This window comes from Micromonospora fluostatini, from assembly GCF_050410825.1.
GTDB classification, from domain to species: Bacteria; Actinomycetota; Actinomycetes; order Mycobacteriales; family Micromonosporaceae; genus Micromonospora; species Micromonospora rosaria.
Window position 1 is genome coordinate 6,692,157 of sequence record NZ_CP191251.1, and the last position, 19,808, is coordinate 6,711,964.

16 protein-coding genes are annotated in these 19,808 nt (G+C 69.1%); all 16 read left to right on the top strand.

From position 1 onward, the window contains the following. Positions 1-48 precede the first annotated feature (48 nt). The 16 genes from rplA to rplB all read left to right on the top strand — a co-directional run bounded on the left by rplA (position 49) and on the right by rplB (position 19,800). Positions 49-765 carry a 50S ribosomal protein L1 gene (gene rplA, locus ACQUFX_RS29935; protein WP_067359602.1) on the top strand — a complete coding sequence of 239 codons (717 nt, stop codon included), beginning with the start codon at positions 49-51 and terminating at the stop codon, positions 763-765. A gap of 429 nt (positions 766-1,194) precedes the next feature. Continuing rightward, positions 1,195-1,743, top strand: a complete 549-nt coding sequence (rplJ, locus tag ACQUFX_RS29940; RefSeq protein WP_428963518.1) for a 50S ribosomal protein L10 — start codon at positions 1,195-1,197, stop codon at positions 1,741-1,743. Positions 1,744-1,797: 54 nt separating this feature from the next. Beyond that, complete coding sequence (rplL, locus tag ACQUFX_RS29945; protein WP_428963519.1) at positions 1,798-2,184, top strand: 50S ribosomal protein L7/L12; 387 nt, start codon at positions 1,798-1,800, stop codon at positions 2,182-2,184. A 572-nt stretch (positions 2,185-2,756) separates the two neighbouring features. Then, positions 2,757-6,197, top strand: a complete 3,441-nt coding sequence (locus tag ACQUFX_RS29950; protein ID WP_428963520.1) for a DNA-directed RNA polymerase subunit beta — start codon at positions 2,757-2,759, stop codon at positions 6,195-6,197. A gap of 88 nt (positions 6,198-6,285) precedes the next feature. Beyond that, the gene (locus ACQUFX_RS29955) at positions 6,286-10,173 is read left to right on the top strand and encodes a DNA-directed RNA polymerase subunit beta' (protein WP_067359606.1); all 3,888 of its coding nucleotides are present in this window, start codon (positions 6,286-6,288) and stop codon (positions 10,171-10,173) included. A 135-nt stretch (positions 10,174-10,308) separates the two neighbouring features. Continuing rightward, on the top strand, positions 10,309-10,677 hold the full coding sequence (locus ACQUFX_RS29960; RefSeq protein ID WP_428963521.1) for a hypothetical protein: 369 nt from the start codon (positions 10,309-10,311) through the stop codon (positions 10,675-10,677). A gap of 655 nt (positions 10,678-11,332) precedes the next feature. Beyond that, on the top strand, positions 11,333-11,683 hold the full coding sequence (locus tag ACQUFX_RS29965; protein ID WP_428967126.1) for a hypothetical protein: 351 nt from the start codon (positions 11,333-11,335) through the stop codon (positions 11,681-11,683). A gap of 549 nt (positions 11,684-12,232) precedes the next feature. Continuing rightward, entirely contained in the window at positions 12,233-12,607 is a 375-nt protein-coding gene (rpsL, locus tag ACQUFX_RS29970; RefSeq protein ID WP_007465318.1) for a 30S ribosomal protein S12, read from the top strand. Position 12,608: 1 nt separating this feature from the next. Then, complete coding sequence (gene rpsG / locus ACQUFX_RS29975; protein ID WP_067359608.1) at positions 12,609-13,079, top strand: 30S ribosomal protein S7; 471 nt, start codon at positions 12,609-12,611, stop codon at positions 13,077-13,079. A gap of 73 nt (positions 13,080-13,152) precedes the next feature. After that, positions 13,153-15,249, top strand: a complete 2,097-nt coding sequence (gene fusA, locus ACQUFX_RS29980; protein WP_067359609.1) for an elongation factor G — start codon at positions 13,153-13,155, stop codon at positions 15,247-15,249. Positions 15,250-15,472: 223 nt separating this feature from the next. After that, the gene (gene tuf, locus ACQUFX_RS29985; RefSeq protein WP_067359610.1) at positions 15,473-16,666 is read left to right on the top strand and encodes an elongation factor Tu; all 1,194 of its coding nucleotides are present in this window, start codon (positions 15,473-15,475) and stop codon (positions 16,664-16,666) included. Positions 16,667-17,016: 350 nt separating this feature from the next. Next, positions 17,017-17,325, top strand: a complete 309-nt coding sequence (rpsJ, locus tag ACQUFX_RS29990; RefSeq protein ID WP_007073037.1) for a 30S ribosomal protein S10 — start codon at positions 17,017-17,019, stop codon at positions 17,323-17,325. A gap of 11 nt (positions 17,326-17,336) precedes the next feature. Next, positions 17,337-18,002 (top strand): 50S ribosomal protein L3, encoded by a 666-nt coding sequence (gene rplC / locus ACQUFX_RS29995; RefSeq protein WP_428963522.1) that lies wholly within the window; start codon positions 17,337-17,339, stop codon positions 18,000-18,002. Then, the gene (gene rplD, locus ACQUFX_RS30000; protein ID WP_067359612.1) at positions 17,999-18,649 is read left to right on the top strand and encodes a 50S ribosomal protein L4; all 651 of its coding nucleotides are present in this window, start codon (positions 17,999-18,001) and stop codon (positions 18,647-18,649) included. Before rplC ends, rplD begins: the two co-directional genes overlap by 4 nt. Next, positions 18,646-18,948, top strand: a complete 303-nt coding sequence (gene rplW, locus ACQUFX_RS30005) for a 50S ribosomal protein L23 (protein WP_428963523.1) — start codon at positions 18,646-18,648, stop codon at positions 18,946-18,948. Before rplD ends, rplW begins: the two co-directional genes overlap by 4 nt. A 12-nt stretch (positions 18,949-18,960) precedes the next feature. Beyond that, complete coding sequence (gene rplB / locus ACQUFX_RS30010; RefSeq protein ID WP_067359614.1) at positions 18,961-19,800, top strand: 50S ribosomal protein L2; 840 nt, start codon at positions 18,961-18,963, stop codon at positions 19,798-19,800. The last annotated feature ends 8 nt before the right edge of the window (positions 19,801-19,808 follow it).

Here is a 19,808-nt window from a genome sequence, read left to right on the forward strand (position 1 = left end):
AGGGCGCGCGGTCGCGCGGCCCGCCAGAGACCACAGGAGTAACCAGAAATGCAGCGCAGCAAGGCGTACCGCAAGGCGGCCGAGGTCATCGACCGCTCGAAGCTCTACACCCCGGCCGAGGCGGTCAAGCTCGCCAAGGAGACCACCAACACCAAGTTCGACGCCACGGTCGAGGTCGCCATGCGCCTCGGCGTCGACCCCCGCAAGGCGGACCAGATGGTCCGGGGCACGGTCAACCTGCCGCACGGCACCGGCAAGACCGCCCGCGTGATCGTCTTCGCCGCCGGCGCGAAGGCCGAGGAGGCCGTCGCGGCGGGCGCGGACGAGGTGGGCACCGACGAGCTGGTCGCCCGGATCCAGGGCGGTTGGCTGGACTTCGACGCCGCCATCGCCACCCCGGACCAGATGGCCAAGATCGGTCGGATCGCGCGGATCCTGGGCCCGCGCGGCCTGATGCCGAACCCGAAGACCGGCACGGTGACCATGGACGTCACCAAGGCGGTCACGGACATCAAGGGCGGCAAGATCGCCTTCCGGGTGGACAAGCACTCGAACCTGCACCTGATCATCGGCAAGGCGTCCTTCTCGGCGTCGCAGCTCGTCGACAACTACGCCGCCGTCCTCGACGAGGTGCTGCGGGCCAAGCCGTCCGCGGCGAAGGGCAAGTACCTCAAGAAGGTCACCCTGACCACCACCATGGGCCCGGGTGTCCCGGTCGACCCCAACGTGGTGAAGAACCTCCAGGAGTCCGGCGCCGAGGGCTGAGCAGCAGTCGACCCGACGGGCCCCGCCACGACCCGACGGGCCCCGCCACGACCCGACGGGCCCCGCCACGACCTGGCGGGGCCCGTCGTGCTGTTCCCGGCCGGTCGGGCGGGGGAGTGACCCGGGGCACGTGGGGGCGATTTGGTGTCCACCGGATACGTCACGTAACCTGACTGAGTTGTTCCACCCAGAGACCGCTGGTCGCCGTGCCTCGGCACGGTCGAAGGTCCCGCGATGACGGGCGGCCCGCGCAGGGCGGTAAGCGAAACTTCGGTGTGTCCCGTGGTCCGCCGACCACGACGATCTGCCGTCTCTCGCCCCGTGCGCCCTGCGCCGGGGCTTTTCGTTTGTCGTGATGCCTCCGCCGCCGTCCCAGGGCCCACCGGCCCGACGACGGCGACCAGCTCCGAGTAACGAGAGAGGAGGGACATGGCGGACAAGCCGATCCGGGCCGACAAGGCCACGGCCGTCGCCGAGCTGACCGAGAGCTTCCGCACCGCGGGGGCGACCGTGCTCACCGAGTACCGTGGTCTGACGGTCTCCCAGCTCACCCAGCTGCGGCGCTCGCTCGGCAAGGAGACTTCCTACACGGTCGCGAAGAACACGCTGGCCAAGCGTGCCGCGACCGACGCGGGCATCTCCGGCCTCGACGAGCTGTTCACCGGTCCTACCGCGCTGACTTTCGTTTCGGGCGACGTCGTCGAGGCGGCGAAGGGGCTTCGCGACTTCGCGAAGGCCAACCCGAAGCTCGTCATCAAGGGCGGTGTCTTCGAGGGCAAGGCCATCACCGCGGCCGAGGTCACGAAGCTCGCCGACCTGGAGTCCCGCGAGGTGCTGCTGGCCAAGCTGGCCGGCGCGATGAAGGGCAACCTGAGCAAGGCCGCGGCCCTGTTCCAGGCTCCGCTCTCCAAGACCGCCCGCGCGGCGGCTGCCCTGGCGGACAAGAAGCGCGAGCAGGAGGGCGCCGAGGCGGCCTGAGGCCGCACGGCGCACCCACGTTCTTAGTAAACCTTTCAGGAAAGGACGCCAGACATGGCGAAGCTCAGCACCGACGAGCTGCTCGACGCGTTCAAGGAGATGACGCTGATCGAGCTCTCCGAGTTCGTGAAGCAGTTCGAGGAGACCTTTGAGGTCACCGCCGCGGCCCCGGTCGCCGTGGCCGCCGCCCCGGGTGCCCCGGGTGGCGCCGCTCCGGCCGAGGAGGAGAAGGACGAGTTCGACGTCGTCCTCGAGGCTGACGGTGGCAAGAAGATCCAGGTCATCAAGGTCGTGCGTGAGCTGACCGGCCTGGGCCTCAAGGAGGCCAAGGACGCGGTCGAGTCCGCGCCGAAGGCGATCCTGGAGAAGGTCAACAAGGAGACCGCCGAGAAGGCCAAGGCCAAGCTCGAGGGCGAGGGCGCCAAGGTCACCCTCAAGTGACCTGAGGCTCCACCAGGCGGGTGCCGGCTCAGTGAGCCGGCGCACACACCGCGTCGCGACGGGCGGCGATCCGGCTACGGGTCGCCGCCCGTCGTCGTTGGCGGGCCCCGGTCGCACCTGCGTGACCAGGGCGTCCGGTGCCGGGGTGGGGTAGCCTGACGGCTACCGACGGGGCGGGCGCGGATGCAAAGAAGTTCTCACCCGTAGGTTCGGCCCTTGACGCGACACCGACCCGACAGGCACGCTGACACACAGCAAGACCTTCCGCGCTTGCAACGGCCACCACTCGGGTAATGGCAGCGGTAGCACCGCCGCAGGACCTGAGCGGCCCGGCAGGAACGCCGCGTTCCGAGCGGCCCGGTGAGACCCGGTTCCAGGGTCCCCGAGGCACGTTCCGCGACGACCTGCGGGGTGGGCTGGACAGCGGTTAGCCTTTCGGCTACACTGCTAGTTTGCGCTGCCTTCCGACTTGACCCCTGTTCGGAATGTCCGATTATGGATAATTCTGACGGGGCCATTGGAGTGCACGCGTACCAGCCGTTCTGCAGCACCGGTCCTCGGAAGGACGCATCTTGGCAGCTTCCCGCCCTGCGAAGACCAGTCGTACGTCGAGCGCTTTCGCGCCCCGCCGAGTCTCTTTCGGCAGGATCACCGAACACCTCGAGGTCCCCAACCTCCTCGCCATCCAGAACGAGTCCTTCGACTGGCTGGTCGGTAACGAGGCTTGGCAGGGCCGGTCGGCGGACGACCCGCACGCACGTTCTGGTCTCGCGGAGATCCTCGACGAGATCAGTCCCATTGAGGACTTCTCCGGCACCATGTCGCTCTCCTTCTCGGCGCCGCGCTTCGACGAGGTGAAGGCCTCGATCGAGGAGTGCAAGGAGAAGGATCTGACCTACTGCGCTCCGCTCTTCGTGACGGCGGAGTTCACCAACAACACCACCGGCGAGATCAAGAGCCAGACGGTGTTCATGGGTGACTTCCCGATGATGACGCCGAAGGGCACCTTCATCATCAACGGCACCGAGCGGGTCGTGGTCAGCCAGCTCGTCCGCTCCCCGGGCGTGTACTTCTCCAAGGAGCCGGACAAGACCTCCGACCGCGACCTCTCCAGCGTCAAGGTCATCCCGAGCCGGGGTGCCTGGCTGGAGTTCGACATCGACAAGCGCGACACCGTCGGCGTCCGGATCGACCGCAAGCGGCGCCAGGCCGTCACCGTGCTGCTCAAGGCCATCGGGTGGTCGGCGGAGCAGATCCGCGAGAAGTTCGGCTGGTCCGAGCTGATGATGACCACGCTCGAGAAGGACCACATCGCCGGGCAGGACGAGGCGCTGCTGGACATCTACCGCAAGCTGCGCCCCGGCGAGCCGCCGACCCGCGAGAACGCCCAGACCCTGCTCGACAACCTCTTCTTCAACCCGAAGCGGTACGACGTCGCCAAGGTCGGTCGGTACAAGTTCAACAAGAAGCTCGAAGTGGGCGTGCCGATCACCACCGGCACCCTGACCGAGGACGACATCGTCGCCACCGTGGAGTACCTCTGCCGGCTGCACGCCGGTGAGGACGGCTACGAGGCCGACGACATCGACCACTTCGGCAACCGGCGCCTGCGGACCGTGGGCGAGCTGATCCAGAACCAGGTCCGGGTCGGCCTCTCCCGGATGGAGCGGGTCGTCCGCGAGCGGATGACCACCCAGGACGTCGAGGCGATCACGCCGCAGACCCTGATCAACATCCGCCCGGTGGTGGCGGCGATCCGGGAGTTCTTCGGCACCTCGCAGCTCTCCCAGTTCATGGACCAAACCAACCCGCTGGCGGGCCTGACCCACCGGCGCCGGCTGAGCGCGCTCGGCCCGGGTGGTCTGTCCCGGGAGCGGGCCGGCTTCGAGGTCCGTGACGTGCACCCGTCCCACTACGGCCGGATGTGCCCGATCGAGACGCCGGAAGGCCCGAACATCGGTCTGATCGGCGCGCTCTCCACCTTCGCCCGGGTCAACCCGTTCGGCTTCATCGAGACGCCGTACCGGAAGGTCGTCGACGGTCGGGTCACCGACCAGATCGACTACCTGACCGCGGACGAGGAGGACCGGTTCGTCAAGGCGCAGGCCAACGCCCCGCTGCGGGCCGACGGCACGTTCGCCGAGGACCGGGTCCTGGTCCGCCGGAAGGGCGGCGAGACCGAGGACGTCGCGCCGGGCGCGGTGGACTACATGGACGTGTCGCCGCGGCAGATGACCTCGGTCGCCACCGCGATGATCCCGTTCCTGGAGCACGACGACGCCAACCGCGCCCTGATGGGCGCGAACATGCAGCGCCAGGCGGTGCCGCTGGTCAAGGCCGAGTCGCCGCTGGTCGGTACGGGCATGGAGTACCGTGCCGCGGTCGACGCCGGTGACGTGGTGGTCGCCGAGGTCGGTGGGGTGATCGAGGACCTCTGCGCCGACTACATCACCATCCACCAGGACGACGGCCACCGCCGGACGTACCTGCTGCACAAGTTCCGCCGCTCCAACGCCGGCTCCTGCGTCAACCAGAAGCCGGTGGTCTTCGAGGGCGACCGGGTCGAGGCCGGCCAGGTCATCGCCGACGGTCCGTGCACCGACGACGGCGAGATGGCGCTCGGGCGCAACCTGCTCGTGGCGTTCATGACCTGGGAGGGCCACAACTACGAGGACGCGATCATCCTGTCGCAGCGCCTCGTGCAGCAGGACGTGCTCACCTCGATCCACATCGAGGAGCACGAGGTCGACGCCCGGGACACCAAGCTCGGCCCGGAGGAGATCACCCGCGACATCCCGAACGTCAGCGAGGAGATGCTCGCCGACCTCGACGAGCGCGGCATCATCCGGATCGGCGCCGAGGTCGTCCCCGGCGACATCCTGGTCGGCAAGGTCACCCCGAAGGGCGAGACCGAGCTGACCCCGGAGGAGCGGCTGCTCCGCGCGATCTTCGGTGAGAAGGCGCGTGAGGTCCGGGACACCTCGCTGAAGGTGCCGCACGGTGAGACCGGCACGGTCATCGGCGTGCGGACCTTCTCCCGCGAGGACGGCGACGAGCTGCCGCCGGGCGTCAACGAGCTGGTCCGGGTCTACGTCGCCCAGAAGCGGAAGATCCAGGACGGCGACAAGCTCGCCGGCCGGCACGGCAACAAGGGCGTCATCTCCAAGATCCTGCCGGTCGAGGACATGCCGTTCCTGGAGGACGGCACCCCGGTCGACATCGTGCTGAACCCGCTCGGTGTGCCCTCCCGGATGAACATCGGCCAGGTCCTGGAGACCCACCTCGGGTGGGTGGCCAAGACCGGCTGGAGCGTGGACGGCGACGACGCGGAGTGGAAGCGCCAGCTCCGCTCGATCGACGCGCACGAGTCCGAGCCGGACACCAACGTGGCCACGCCGGTCTTCGACGGTGCCCGCGAGGAGGAGATCTCCGGCCTGCTCGCCTCGACCCTGCCCAACCGGGACGGCAAGCAGCTCATCGGCTCCAGCGGTAAGGCCCGGCTCTTCGACGGTCGCTCCGGCGAGCCGCTGCCGGACCCGATCGCGGTCGGTTACATCTACATCCTGAAGCTCAACCACCTGGTCGACGACAAGATCCACGCCCGGTCGACCGGTCCGTACTCGATGATCACGCAGCAGCCGCTGGGTGGTAAGGCGCAGTTCGGTGGCCAGCGCTTCGGTGAGATGGAGTGCTGGGCCATGCAGGCGTACGGTGCCGCGTACGCGCTGCAGGAACTGCTCACCATCAAGTCCGACGACGTCCTCGGCCGGGTGAAGGTCTACGAGGCCATCGTCAAGGGCGAGAACATTCCGGAGCCGGGCATCCCGGAGTCGTTCAAGGTGCTGCTCAAGGAGCTCCAGTCGCTCTGCCTCAACGTCGAAGTGCTCTCCAGCGACGGTGTCGCCCTGGAGATGCGCGAGACCGACGACGAGGTGTTCCGGGCGGCGGAGGAGCTCGGCATCGACCTCTCCCGCCGCCCCAACGAGGGTGTGAGCAGCGTCGACGAAGTCTGATCGGGCCGGGTGCGGCGGTGGTTCCCCGTCGCCGCACCCGCTCCGCCGAACCACTCAACCGAGCTGACTTGATGTGAGGGATAACCAAGTGCTCGACGTCAACTTCTTCGACGAGCTCCGGATCGGGCTCGCCACCGCCGACGACATCCGTCAGTGGTCGCACGGCGAGGTCAAGAAGCCTGAGACGATCAACTACCGCACCCTCAAGCCGGAAAAGGACGGGCTCTTCTGCGAGAAGATCTTCGGTCCGCAGCGGGACTGGGAGTGCTACTGCGGCAAGTACAAGCGGGTCCGGTTCAAGGGCATCATCTGTGAGCGCTGTGGCGTCGAGGTGACCCGGTCCAAGGTCCGCCGGGAGCGGATGGGGCACATCGAGCTCGCGGCTCCGGTCACTCACATCTGGTACTTCAAGGGCGTCCCGAGCCGGCTCGGCTACCTGCTCGACCTGGCCCCCAAGGACCTCGAAAAGATCATCTACTTCGCCTCGTACGTCGTGACGAGCGTGGACGCCGAGGCGCGTCACCGTGACCTCTCGACGATCGAGAACGAGATCCTCGCCGAGAAGCGCCAGTCGGAGAACAGCCGCGACTCGGAGATCGAGAAGCGGGCCGCCAAGCTCGAGGCCGACCTGGCCGAGCTGGAGGCCGAGGGTGCCAAGGCGGACGTGCGGCGCAAGGTCAAGGAGGGCGGAGAGCGCGAGATGCGCCAGATCCGCGACCGGGCCCAGCGCGAGATCGACCGTCTCGACGAGGTGCTGGACACCTTCCGCAAGCTGGACTCCAAGCAGCTCGTCACCGACGAACTGCTCTACCGGGAGCTGCGCGACCGGTTCGGCGAGTACTTCACCGGCGGGATGGGTGCCGAGGCGATCAAGGCGCTGGTCCAGAACATGGACCTGGACGCCGAGGCGGAGAACCTGCGGGAGACCATCCGGACCGGCAAGGGGCAGCGGAAGATCCGCGCGCTCAAGCGGCTCAAGGTCGTCGCGGCGTTCCTGAACACCCGCAACTCGCCGCTCGGCATGGTGCTGGACTGCGTCCCGGTCATCCCGCCGGACCTGCGGCCGATGGTGCAGCTCGACGGTGGCCGGTTCGCCACCTCCGACCTGAACGACCTGTACCGCCGGGTGATCAACCGGAACAACCGGCTCAAGCGGCTGATCGACCTCGGGGCTCCCGAGATCATCGTCAACAACGAGAAGCGGATGCTCCAGGAGGCCGTCGACGCGCTGTTCGACAACGGCCGTCGGGGTCGCCCGGTCACCGGTCCCGGTAACCGGCCGCTGAAGTCGCTCTCCGACATGCTCAAGGGCAAGCAGGGCCGGTTCCGGCAGAACCTGCTCGGCAAGCGCGTCGACTACTCCGGCCGGTCGGTCATCGTGGTCGGCCCGAAGCTGAAGCTGCACCAGTGCGGTCTGCCCAAGCAGATGGCGCTGGAGCTGTTCAAGCCGTTCGTGATGAAGCGGCTGGTGGACCTCAACCACGCCCAGAACATCAAGTCCGCCAAGCGGATGGTCGAGCGGCAGCGGCCGGTCGTGTGGGACGTGCTGGAAGAGGTCATCGGCGAGCACCCGGTCCTGCTGAACCGGGCGCCCACCCTGCACCGGCTGGGCATCCAGGCCTTCGAGCCGCAGCTCGTCGAGGGCAAGGCGATCCAGATCCACCCGCTGGTCTGCACCGCGTTCAACGCCGACTTCGACGGTGACCAGATGGCGGTGCACGTGCCGCTGTCGGCCGAGGCCCAGGCCGAGGCGCGGATCCTGATGCTGTCGTCGAACAACATCCTCAAGCCGGCCGACGGCAAGCCGGTCACCATGCCCACCCAGGACATGGTCATCGGCCTGTACCACCTCACCCACCGCACCGAGGGCGAGCGGGGCGAGGGCCGGGCGTTCAGCTCGGACGCCGAGGCCCGGATGGCGTTCGACAACGGCGAACTGCACCTCCAGGCACCGGTGCGGATCCGCCTGCGCGGGCTGGTCGGGGTCGACAACGGCGCCGGCGCCGAGCCGTGGGTCGCGCCGGAGGAGTGGGTCGAGGGTGAGCCGCTCACCGTCGAGACCACCCTGGGCCGGGTGCTGTTCAACGAGACGCTGCCGCAGGGCTACCGCTTCGTGAACTACGAGATCCGCAAGGGTCAGCTCTCCGCGATCGTCAACGACCTCGCCGAGCGTTTCCCGAAGGTGGCCCTGGCGGCCACCCTGGACGGCCTCAAGGAGGCCGGCTTCCACTGGGCCACCTGGTCCGGCGTCACCATCGGTATGGAGGACGTCATCGCTCCGCCGCGCAAGCGGGAGATCCTGGAGCGGTACGAGAAGGAGGCCGACCGGATCGACAAGCAGTACCAGCGTGGTCTGATGACCGCCGAGGAGCGTCGCGGCGAGCTCATCGAGATCTGGACCAAGGCGACCAACGAGGTCGCCAAGGAGATGGACACCGCGCTGCCGCAGGAGAACCCGCTGTGGAAGATGATCAACTCGGGTGCCCGCGGTAACCTGCTCCAGCTCCGGCAGATCGCCGCGATCCGTGGTCTGGTGGCCAACCCCAAGGGTGAGATCATCCCGCGTCCGATCAAGGCGTCGTACCGGGAGGGTCTGTCCGTCCTGGAGTACTTCATCTCCACGCACGGCGCCCGTAAGGGTCTCGCGGACACCGCGCTGCGGACCGCCGACTCGGGTTACCTGACCCGGCGTCTGGTGGACGTGTCGCAGGACGTCATCATCCGCGAGGAGGACTGCGGCACCGACCGGGCGATCCCGATGCAGGTGGGTCAGCGTCTTGACGGCAAGCTGGTGGTGCACGAGCACGCCGAGACCAGCGTGCACGCCCGTACCCTGGCCGACGACATCAAGGGGCCGGACGGCACCGTCGTCGCCGAGCGGGGCATGGACATCAACTCGATCCTGGTGGACGCGATCGTGGGCGCCGGGGCGGAGACGATCCGGGTCCGCAGCGTGCTCACCTGCGAGTCGAAGCTCGGGGTCTGTGGTGCCTGCTACGGCCGGTCGCTGCCGACCGGCAAGACCGTGGACGTCGGCGAGGCGGTCGGCATCATCGCCGCCCAGTCGATCGGTGAGCCGGGTACCCAGCTCACGATGCGTACCTTCCACACCGGTGGTGTCGCGGGTGAGGACATCACCCAGGGTCTGCCGCGTGTGCAGGAGATCTTCGAGGCCCGGATCCCGAAGGGCAAGGCGCCCATCGCCGACACCCCGGGTCGGGTCCGGATCGAGGACGCCGAGCGGTCCCGGAAGATCATCGTGGTGCCGGACGACGGCAGCGACGAGATCGTCTACGACAAGATCTCCAAGCGGGTCCGGCTGCGGACCCACGACGGGGACCACGTCGAGGTCGGCGAGAAGCTCACCGAGGGCACCATCGACCCGCACGAGCTGCTGCGCATCCTCGGCCCGCGCGCGGTCCAGGTCCACCTGACCCAGGAGGTCCAGGAGGTCTACCGCTCGCAGGGTGTGCTCATCCACGACAAGCACATCGAGATCATCATCCGCCAGATGCTCAAGCGGGTGACGGTCATCGACTCCGGCTCGACCGAGTTCCTGCCGGGTGTGCTGGTCGACCGGGCCCTGTTCGAGTCGGAGAACCGCCGGCTCGTCGGGGAGGGCGGGGAGCCCGCCGCCGGTCGTCCGGTGCTGATGGGTATCACCAAGGCCTCGCTGGCCACCGACTCCTGGCTGTCGGCGGCCTCCTTCCAGGAGACCACCCGGGTGCTGACGGACGCGGCGATCCACGCCCGCAGCGACTCGCTGATCGGCCTCAAGGAGAACGTGATCATCGGTAAGCTCATCCCGGCCGGTACGGGCATCAGCAAGTACCGCAACGTCCGGGTCGAGCCGACCGAGGAGGCGAAGGCCAAGGTCTACTCGATGACCGGGTACCCGGAGACCGACTACGGCTTCGGGCCGGCCAGCGGGCAGGCAGTGCCGCTGGACGACTTCGACTTCGGGTCGTACCGCTGATCGGCTGACGCGTGACGAGGCCCCCGGCATCCGCCGGGGGCCTCGCCGTTTCCCGGCCGGCTCGTGGGTCCGCTCCGGTGGCCCGGCCGGGCCACCCGGACGTGGCGGGGGAGCGGGCGGGGCATGATGGGGAGCATGACGACCGCACCCGGGCAGGTGTCCGTCGGGCACCAGCCGCCGCGTCACCCGCTCGACCCCGAGCCCGTCCGCTCGACCAAGGCGCGGGCGGTCTTCGCGCTGGGGCTGATCGGGCTCCTCACCGGCCCGTTCGTCGGGGGTGTGGTCCCGGCGACGGTGGCGCTGGCCCTGGCCCGCCAGGCCCGGCGCGAGGCGTACGCCTCCGGGGGGTTCCTGACCGGCGCGGCCTGGCTGCGGCGGGGCGAGCGGCTGGCCTGGACGGGGCTGGTGCTGGTCGCGGCGAGCGTGGTGGCGGCGGTGATCTTCGGGGTGGTGCACCTGGCCGAGGCACCGACCGGGCACGACTTCGCGCCGAACATGGACTGACCACCCGGGTGACGGGCCGTCCGCCGGGACGGGGCGGCGGCGCTCGCGGCGGTAGCCTGACCGGTGACCGTCGCCCGGCGGCGGCCGTACTTTCCGACAGGAGGACCGCGTGACGGAACCGGCGTGGCCGTCCGGAGCCGAGCCGTGGCGGCAGCCCGCCGGCCCGACCGACGGGCCCTCGGCCGAGGTGAGCGAGTGGGCCCGCCCGGCACCCACCCCGGCGCAGCCGGCCCCGCCCGGCACCGCTGCGGCCCCGTCGGGTCCGCCCGCCCCGGGGACGTTCCAGCCGGGGGCCCCGGTCGCGGGACCGGTCCCGTCGGGTCCGCCGGCCCCGGGGGCGGTTGCGCCGGGTCCGGCGGCCCAGCCGGGTCCGGCGGCCCAGCCGGGTCCGGCGGCCGGCGACGCGGACCGGCCGGCCGGGCAGCCGCCTGCGGTCGGCTCCGGGCCGTCGTCCGCCGCTCCGGCGGCCGGGTCGGCCGGACAGCCCGGTCCGGTGCCGTACCCGTCGTCCCCGCCGCCCGTGGACCGGTGGCCCACGCCGCCGCAGGCGGGCTGGTCGGCGGGGCACGGCGGGGCCGGGTCGCCACCGCCCCCGCCGGCGGACGCGGTCACCCGGCCGAAGCGGGTCGACCCGGTACCGGGTACGCCGTTCGGTGTGGTGCACCTGGCCGTGCCGCCGGTCACCTCCGGGCTGGCGGTGGGATCGCTGGTGGCCGGGATCGCCGCGATCCTGGTGGCGCTGCTGGTCGGCTGTCTCGGCGCCGCCGCGAACTCGGTGGGGGGCGCCTGGGCGGCCGGCGCGTTCGCGCTGCTGGGTGTCCTGGTGGGGGCCGGCGCGGTGGTGGCCGGGCTGCTCGGCCTGCGCCAGATCCGCCGGCCGCCGGCACCACCCGCGGTGCACTTCGCCGGGCGCGGCCTCGCGCTTGCCGGGATCAGTTGTGGTGCGGCCGGCGTGGTGCTCAACCTGCTCGGCCTGGCGGTGGGGCTGCTCGTGACGTACGCCTGACCGGCCGGTCCCGGCGGCCCCCGGCCGGCCGCCGGGGGGCGCTGGCCAGGCCGGGGCTCCTCGCGGGGGCGCTGAGCCGGCAGCGGTGCAAGCGGCTACACTTGACGGTGTAGGTGCCCATCGCGGGTGGGCGGGGACGACGATCGACCGGCGACCGAGATCGACCGGCGGCCGTACCACCGATAGCCGGGTGGGCGGTGCCGGGGCCGGTTCCGTTTTGACCTGTGCGCCTGTGGTAGGTACTCTTTCCCCTCGTGCCCGGGCATGCCCGGGCAACTCGTGTGTGCGCTGGACCCGGTTCCGACCGGCGAATCGCGCGGCGACACGACAACGGCACATACCCGGCCGGCGGGCGATCCGCGTGGCCGACACCATCCGGTGCGCGTGCGAGCGTCGGCACCGGGACCGTGAGCCGGGCGACACGCCCGACCGCGGGTGCCGGGGCTACCGAGAGGTGGCCCTGGCCGGAAGGTAGGAGAGCTGTCCACCAGGGCGGCTAACGAGCAGACGGCGCGGCCGCGACGCGGCCGAAGGGAGCGGAGAAACCCGGTGCCCACCATTCAGCAACTGGTCCGTAAGGGCCGCCAGGCCAAGACGACCAAGACCAAGACGCCCGCGCTGAAGGGCAGCCCGCAGCGGCGCGGCGTGTGCACCCGTGTGTACACCACGACCCCGAAGAAGCCGAACTCGGCGCTCCGCAAGGTCGCTCGTGTCAAGCTCAGCAGCCAGATCGAGGTGACCGCCTACATCCCGGGCGTGGGTCACAACCTGCAGGAGCACTCGATCGTGCTCGTTCGCGGCGGCCGGGTGAAGGACCTGCCCGGTGTGCGGTACAAGATCGTCCGCGGTTCGCTGGACACCCAGGGTGTCCGTAACCGCAAGCAGGCGCGCAGCCGCTACGGCGCGAAGAAGGAGAAGAGCTGACATGCCGCGTAAGGGACCCGCTCCGCGGAAGCCGCTGGTCGCTGACCCGGTGTACAACTCGCCGCTGGTCACCCAGCTGGTGAACAAGATCCTGCTGCGCGGCAAGCGCCAGCTCGCCGAGCGCATCGTGTACGCGGCCCTGGAGGGCTGCCGCGAGAAGTCCGGCACCGACCCGGTCGTCACGCTGAAGCGTGCGATGGACAACGTCAAGCCGACCCTCGAGGTGCGCAGCCGCCGGGTCGGTGGCGCCACCTACCAGGTGCCGGTCGAGGTCCGTCCGGCCCGGGCGACCACCCTCGGGCTGCGCTGGCTGGTCAGCTACAGCCGGGCCCGCCGGGAGAAGACGATGGTCGAGCGGCTGATGAACGAGCTGCTGGACGCCAGCAACGGTCTGGGTGCCGCCGTCAAGCGGCGCGAGGACACCCACAAGATGGCCGAGTCCAACAAGGCCTTCGCGCACTACCGCTGGTAACACCTGGGTTCCGGCGCCGTCAGGCGCCGGAACCGCAGCCAGTTTGTCGGGACGACGATAAGTAGGGAATGAAGTGGCCGCCGCAGACGCGCTCGCCAACGTACGCAACATCGGCATCATGGCGCACATCGATGCCGGTAAGACCACGACCACTGAGCGGATCCTCTTCTACACCGGCATCACGTACAAGATCGGTGAGGTCCACGAGGGCGCCGCCGTCATGGACTGGATGGAGCAGGAGCAGGAGCGGGGGATCACCATCACCTCCGCCGCCACCAAGTGTGAGTGGAAGGGCCACACGATCCAGATCATCGACACGCCCGGCCACGTTGACTTCACGGTCGAGGTCGAGCGGTCGCTGCGGGTCCTGGACGGGGCGGTCGCCGTCTACGACGGTGTCGCCGGCGTGGAGCCCCAGACGGAGAACGTCTGGCGCCAGGCCGACAAGTACGACGTCCCCCGGATGTGCTTCGTCAACAAGCTCGACCGGACCGGCGCCGACTTCTTCCGCTGCGTGCAGATGATGATCGACCGGCTCAACGCCACCCCGCTGGTGCTCCAGATCCCGATCGGGCTCGAGGGCGACCACATCGGCGTCGTCGACCTGGTCAACATGCGCGCCCTCACCTGGCGTGGCGAGACCCAGAAGGGTGAGGACTACGCGATCGAGGAGATCCCGGCCGACCTGGCCGACTCCGCGGCCGAGTGGCGCGAGAAGCTGATGGAGACCCTGGCCGACGTCGACGACGCGGTCATGGAGAAGTACCTGGAGGGCGAGGAGATCTCCACCGAGGAGATCAAGGCCGCCATCCGGCGGGCCACCATCGCCAGCAAGGCCAACCCGGTGCTCTGCGGCTCGGCGTTCAAGAACAAGGGCGTGCAGCCCATGCTCGACGCCGTCATCGACTACCTGCCGTCGCCGCTGGACATCCCGGCGATCGAGGGTACCGCCACCGACGGCGAGACCCCGATGCAGCGCAAGCCGTCGACCTCCGAGCCCTTCTCCGGCCTGGCCTTCAAGATCCAGACCGACAAGCACCTCGGCAAGCTCACCTACGTCCGGGTCTACTCCGGCGTGGTCGAGTCCGGGTCCCAGGTGGTCAACTCCACCAAGGACCGCAAGGAGCGGATCGGCAAGATCTACCAGATGCACGCCAACAAGCGGGAGGAGCGCAGCTCCGCCAAGGCTGGCGACATCATCGCGGTGCAGGGTCTGAAGCAGACCACCACCGGTGACACCCTCTGCGACCCGGCGAACCCGGTCATCCTGGAGTCGATGACCTTCCCCGAGCCGGTCATCGAGGTGGCCATCGAGCCGAAGACCAAGGCCGACCAGGAGAAGCTCAGCACCGCCATCCAGCGGCTGGCCGAGGAGGACCCGACCTTCCGCGTCAAGCTGGACGACCAGACCGGTCAGACGGTCATCTCCGGCATGGGCGAGCTGCACCTGGACATCCTGGTCGACCGGATGCGCCGCGAGTTCAACGTCGAGGCGAACATCGGTAAGCCGCAGGTGGCGTACCGCGAGACCATCCGCCGCAAGGTGGAGAAGGTCGAGTACACCCACAAGAAGCAGACCGGTGGTTCCGGCCAGTACGCCCGGGTCATCATCAGCCTGGAGCCGCTGCCGCTGGGCAACGACGCCCCGACCTACGAGTTCGCGAACGCCGTCACCGGTGGCCGCATCCCCCGGGAGTTCATCCCCTCGGTGGACGCGGGCGCCCAGGACGCCATGCAGTACGGCATCCTGGCCGGCTTCCCGCTGGTCGGCGTCAAGCTGACGCTGGTCGACGGTCAGTACCACGAGGTCGACTCGTCCGAGATGGCGTTCAAGATCGCCGGCTCGATGGCGATGAAGGAGGCGGCCCGCAAGGCCGACCCCGCGCTGCTCGAGCCGATGATGGCTGTTGAGGTCACCACTCCCGAGGAGAACATGGGTGACGTCATCGGCGACCTCAACTCCCGCCGTGGCATCATCCAGGCGATGGAGGAGCGCAGCGGCGCCCGCGTCGTCCGGGCCCTGGTGCCGTTGTCGGAGATGTTCGGCTACGTCGGCGACCTGCGGTCGAAGACCCAGGGCCGGGCTAGCTACAGCATGCAGTTCGACTCCTACGCCGAGGTCCCGCAGGGCGTCGCGAAGGAGATCATCGCCAAGGCCACGGGTGAGTGACGCTCACCGGGGCATGATCTGATGAGCCGTCGGTGGTCGTGGGCCCAGACCTGCGTCCGCGACCACCGCGGTCGAATTGCGTGAGACCGGGCCTGTAGGCTTCATCGCCGCAGAACCCACCAAGGCTCTCCGGCCGTCACGGTCGGAAAGGCTGTCGACAGAGTCCTGAGCGCCAAACGGCGTGCCGGGCGTACGAACCAAGAAAGTCCACAGGAGGACACCAGTGGCGAAGGCGAAGTTCGAGCGGACTAAGCCGCACGTCAACATCGGCACCATTGGTCACATCGACCACGGTAAGACGACGCTGACGGCGGCCATCACCAAGGTCCTGCACGACCAGTACCCGGACCTCAACCCGTACACGCCGTTCGACGAGATCGACAAGGCGCCGGAGGAGAAGGCCCGCGGTATCACGATCTCGATCGCGCACGTCGAGTACCAGACCGAGGCGCGGCACTACGCGCACGTCGACTGCCCCGGGCACGCCGACTACATCAAGAACATGATCACCGGTGCCGCGCAGATGGACGGCGCGATCCTGGTGGTGGCGGCGACCGACGGCCCGATGCCGCAGACCCGCGAGCACGTGCTGCTGGCCCGTCAGGTCGGTGTGCCGTACATCGTCGTGGCGCTCAACAAGAGCGACATGGTCGACGACGAGGAGCTCCTGGAGCTCGTCGAGCTTGAGGTCCGTGAGCTGCTCTCGGCCCAGGAGTACCCGGGTGACGACCTGCCGGTCGTCAAGGTCTCCGCGCTGAAGGCGCTCGAGGGCGACCCGGTCTGGACCGAGAAGCTGCTCGAGCTGATGAGCGCGGTCGACACCGCGATCCCGCAGCCGGAGCGCGAGACCGAGAAGCCGTTCCTCATGCCCGTCGAGGACGTCTTCACCATCACCGGTCGGGGCACCGTGGTCACCGGTCGCGTCGAGCGTGGCGTGCTGCTCCCGAACGAGGACGTCGAGGTCGTCGGCATCCGCGAGAAGGGCTTCAAGACCAAGGTCACCGCGATCGAGATGTTCCGGAAGACCCTGGACGACGCCCGCGCAGGCGAGAACGTCGGTCTGCTGCTCCGGGGCACCAAGCGCGAGGACGTCGAGCGCGGCATGGTGGTCATCAAGCCGGGCACCACGACCCCGCACACCGAGTTCGAGGCGACCGTCTACATCCTCTCCAAGGAGGAGGGTGGCCGGCACACCCCGTTCTTCCAGAACTACCGGCCGCAGTTCTACTTCCGGACCACGGACGTCACCGGTGTCGTCACCCTCCCCGAGGGCACCGAGATGGTCATGCCGGGTGACAACACCTCGATGTCGGTGAAGCTGATCCAGCCCATCGCCATGGAGGACAACCTCAAGTTCGCGATCCGCGAGGGTGGCCGCACCGTCGGCGCCGGGTTCGTCACCAAGATCATCAAGTGAGCTAGGTAACCCCGATTAGCGTTGCCGCCGGCTGTGCGGCATACTAGTCAGGTTGCGTAACGACGGTTCACCGTCTGAGTTCGTCATTTTGTGGCGAATCGCCGGGCGGAGGGACAGTCGGGCGTAGGGTGGTGGCGACCATGTCGCCACCACCCTCGCACGGCGTTCAGGTCGCGGTAGTGCGATCGGCGCCTTGACCCACGCGCGGTCATGATCGCTCCGGAGTCCCGGGGCGGAGCCTGGCCACTGGGCGCGACACGCCCGACCGCGGGGGTCGGCGAAGAGGGTCCGTGCCAGCCGGTACGGGCACCCGCAACACAGCGGCATCGAGAGAAGGAACAGAAGCCACCATGGCGGGACAGAAGATCCGCATCCGGCTCAAGGCCTATGACCACGAGGTCGTCGACTCCTCGGCTCGGAAGATCGTCGAGACGGTGACGCGTACCGGGGCGCAGGTCGCGGGCCCGGTGCCGCTGCCCACGGAGATCAACCGTTTCTGCGTCATCCGCTCGCCGCACAAGTACAAGGACTCGCGCGAGCACTTCGAGATGCGTACGCACAAGCGGCTGATCGACATCATCGACCCGACCCCGAAGACGGTCGACTCGCTCATGCGCCTCGACCTGCCGGCTGGCGTCGACATCGAGATCAAGCTGTAGGGACCGGACAAATGGACAGGCAAGTAAAGGGGATCCTGGGCGCGAAGCTCGGCATGACCCAGGTCTGGGACAACAACCGTGTTGTGCCGGTGACCGTGGTTCAGGCCGGCCCCTGCGTCATCAGCCAGGTTCGTAACGCCGACAAGGACGGCTACTCCGCGGTCCAGCTGGCGTACGGCGCGATCGACCCGCGCAAGGTCAAGAAGCCGGTCGCCGGGCACTACGCCAAGGCGGACGTGGCGCCGCGCCGGCACATCGTCGAGCTGCGCACCTCCGACGCCGCCGAGTACACGCTCGGCCAGGAGGTCACGGTCGACGAGTTCCCGGCCGGGGTCTCGATCGACGTGACCGGCCGCACCAAGGGCAAGGGCTTCGCCGGCCCGATGAAGCGGCACGGCTTCCACGGCCTGCGCGCCAGCCACGGTGTCGAGCGCAAGCACCGTTCGCCGGGCTCCATCGGCGCCTGCGCCACCCCGGGTCGGGTCTTCAAGGGCACCCGGATGGCCGGCCGGATGGGTGGCGTGCGGTACACCGTGCAGAACCTGACCGTCCAGGCGGTCGACACCGAGAACAACCTCCTGCTCGTCCGCGGTGCCATTCCCGGCCCGAAGGGCGCGCTGGTCCTGGTCCGCACGGCGGCCAAGACCAAGGCGAAGAAGGGCGGTGCGGCCAAGTGACCACCGTTGACGTCCTCACCGTCGAAGGCGGCAAGAGCAGCTCCGTCGAGCTGCCGGCCGACATCTTCGACGTCCAGGCGAACGTCGCGCTGATGCACCAGGTCGTGGTGGCCCAGCTCGCGGCGGCCCGTCAGGGTACGCACAAGACCAAGACCCGGGGCGAGGTCGCCGGCGGCGGCAAGAAGCCCTACAAGCAGAAGGGCACCGGTCGCGCCCGGCAGGGCTCGATCCGCGCGCCGCAGTTCGCCGGCGGTGGCGTGGTGCACGGTCCCGTGCCGCGCGACTACAGCCAGCGGACCCCGAAGAAGATGAAGGCCGCCGCCCTGCGGGGCGCCCTGTCGGACCGGGCCCGCGCCGGGCAGGTGCACGTCGTCGAGGCGTTCCTCTCGGGCGACAAGCCGTCGACCAAGGCGGCGCTGGCCACCCTGGCCAAGCTGACCACGGCCAAGCGCGTCCTGGTGGTGCTGACCAGCGCCGACGAGCTGAACTGGCTGTCCCTGCGCAACGTGCCGCAGGCGCACCTGATCGAGGCCGGCCAGCTCAACACGTACGACGTGCTGGTGGCCGACGACGTGGTCTTCACGAAGGACGCCCTGGACGAGTTCCTCGGTGTTCCCGCCGAGACCACCGAGGAGGGTGGCAAGTGAGCACCATCGCCGATCCGCGCGACATCATCGTGGCGCCGGTCGTCTCGGAGAAGAGCTACAGCGAGCTGAACCGGAACTGGTACACCTTCCTGGTGCACCCGGACGCCAACAAGACCCAGATCAAGATCGCGATCCAGCAGATCTTCGGCGTGCGCGTCCTGACGGTCAACACGCTCAACCGCGAGGGCAAGCGCAAGCGGACCCGGACGGGATGGGGCCAGCGCAAGTCCACCAAGCGGGCGCTGGTGAAGCTGGCTGACGGTGACCGTATCGAGGCCTTCGGCGGCCCGGTCAGCTGAGGGGTGTAGACAATGGCTATCCGTAAGTACAAGCCGACGACGCCGGGCCGTCGTGGCTCCAGCGTCTCGGACTTCGCCGAGATCACCCGGTCCACGCCGGAGAAGTCGCTGCTGGTTCCGCTGCCGAAGAAGGGTGGACGCAACGTCCACGGGCGGATCACCGCGCGGCACCAGGGTGGTGGCCACAAGCGCCAGTACCGTCTGATCGACTTCAAGCGGGTCGACAAGGACGGCGTGCCGGCGAAGGTCGCCCACATCGAGTACGACCCGAACCGCACCGCGCGGATCGCGCTGCTGCACTACGCCGACGGCGAGAAGCGCTACATCCTCGCGCCGAAGGACCTGAAGCAGGGCGACACCGTCGAGTCGGGTCCGGGCGCGGACATCAAGCCGGGCAACAACCTGGCGCTGCGCAACATCCCGGTCGGTAGCACCGTGCACGCGGTGGAGCTGCGGCCCGGCGGTGGCGCGAAGCTGGCCCGCTCGGCCGGCGCCGGCATCCAGCTCCTCGGCCGCGAGGGCGCGTACGCGACCCTGCGGATGCCGTCGGGCGAGATCCGGCGGGTCGACGTGCGCTGCCGCGCCAGCATCGGCGAGATCGGCAACGCCGACCAGTCGAACATCAACTGGGGCAAGGCCGGCCGGATGCGGTGGAAGGGCAAGCGCCCGACCGTCCGTGGTGTCGCCATGAACCCGGTCGACCACCCGCACGGTGGTGGTGAGGGCAAGACCTCCGGTGGTCGCCACCCGGTGAACCCGCAGGGTAAGCCCGAGGGCCGTACCCGTCGCAAGGGCCAGCCGAGCGACCGGCTGATCGTCCGCCGCCGCTACGCCACGCGTAAGCGCGGCTGAGGGAGATA

What these genes read in the sequence shown, in the direction of transcription:
- rplJ (WP_428963518.1), top strand. Translation starts at nt 1,195, where the DNA reads ATGGCGGACAAGCCGATCCGGGCCGACAAGGCCACGGCCGTCGCCGAG.
- rplB (WP_067359614.1), top strand. Translation starts at nt 18,961, where the DNA reads ATGGCTATCCGTAAGTACAAGCCGACGACGCCGGGCCGTCGTGGCTCC.
- rpsG (WP_067359608.1), top strand. Translation starts at nt 12,609, where the DNA reads ATGCCGCGTAAGGGACCCGCTCCGCGGAAGCCGCTGGTCGCTGACCCG.
- rplC (WP_428963522.1), top strand. Translation starts at nt 17,337, where the DNA reads ATGGACAGGCAAGTAAAGGGGATCCTGGGCGCGAAGCTCGGCATGACC.
- rplA (WP_067359602.1), top strand. Translation starts at nt 49, where the DNA reads ATGCAGCGCAGCAAGGCGTACCGCAAGGCGGCCGAGGTCATCGACCGC.
- ACQUFX_RS29960 (WP_428963521.1), top strand. Translation starts at nt 10,309, where the DNA reads ATGACGACCGCACCCGGGCAGGTGTCCGTCGGGCACCAGCCGCCGCGT.
- rpsJ (WP_007073037.1), top strand. Translation starts at nt 17,017, where the DNA reads ATGGCGGGACAGAAGATCCGCATCCGGCTCAAGGCCTATGACCACGAG.
- rplL (WP_428963519.1), top strand. Translation starts at nt 1,798, where the DNA reads ATGGCGAAGCTCAGCACCGACGAGCTGCTCGACGCGTTCAAGGAGATG.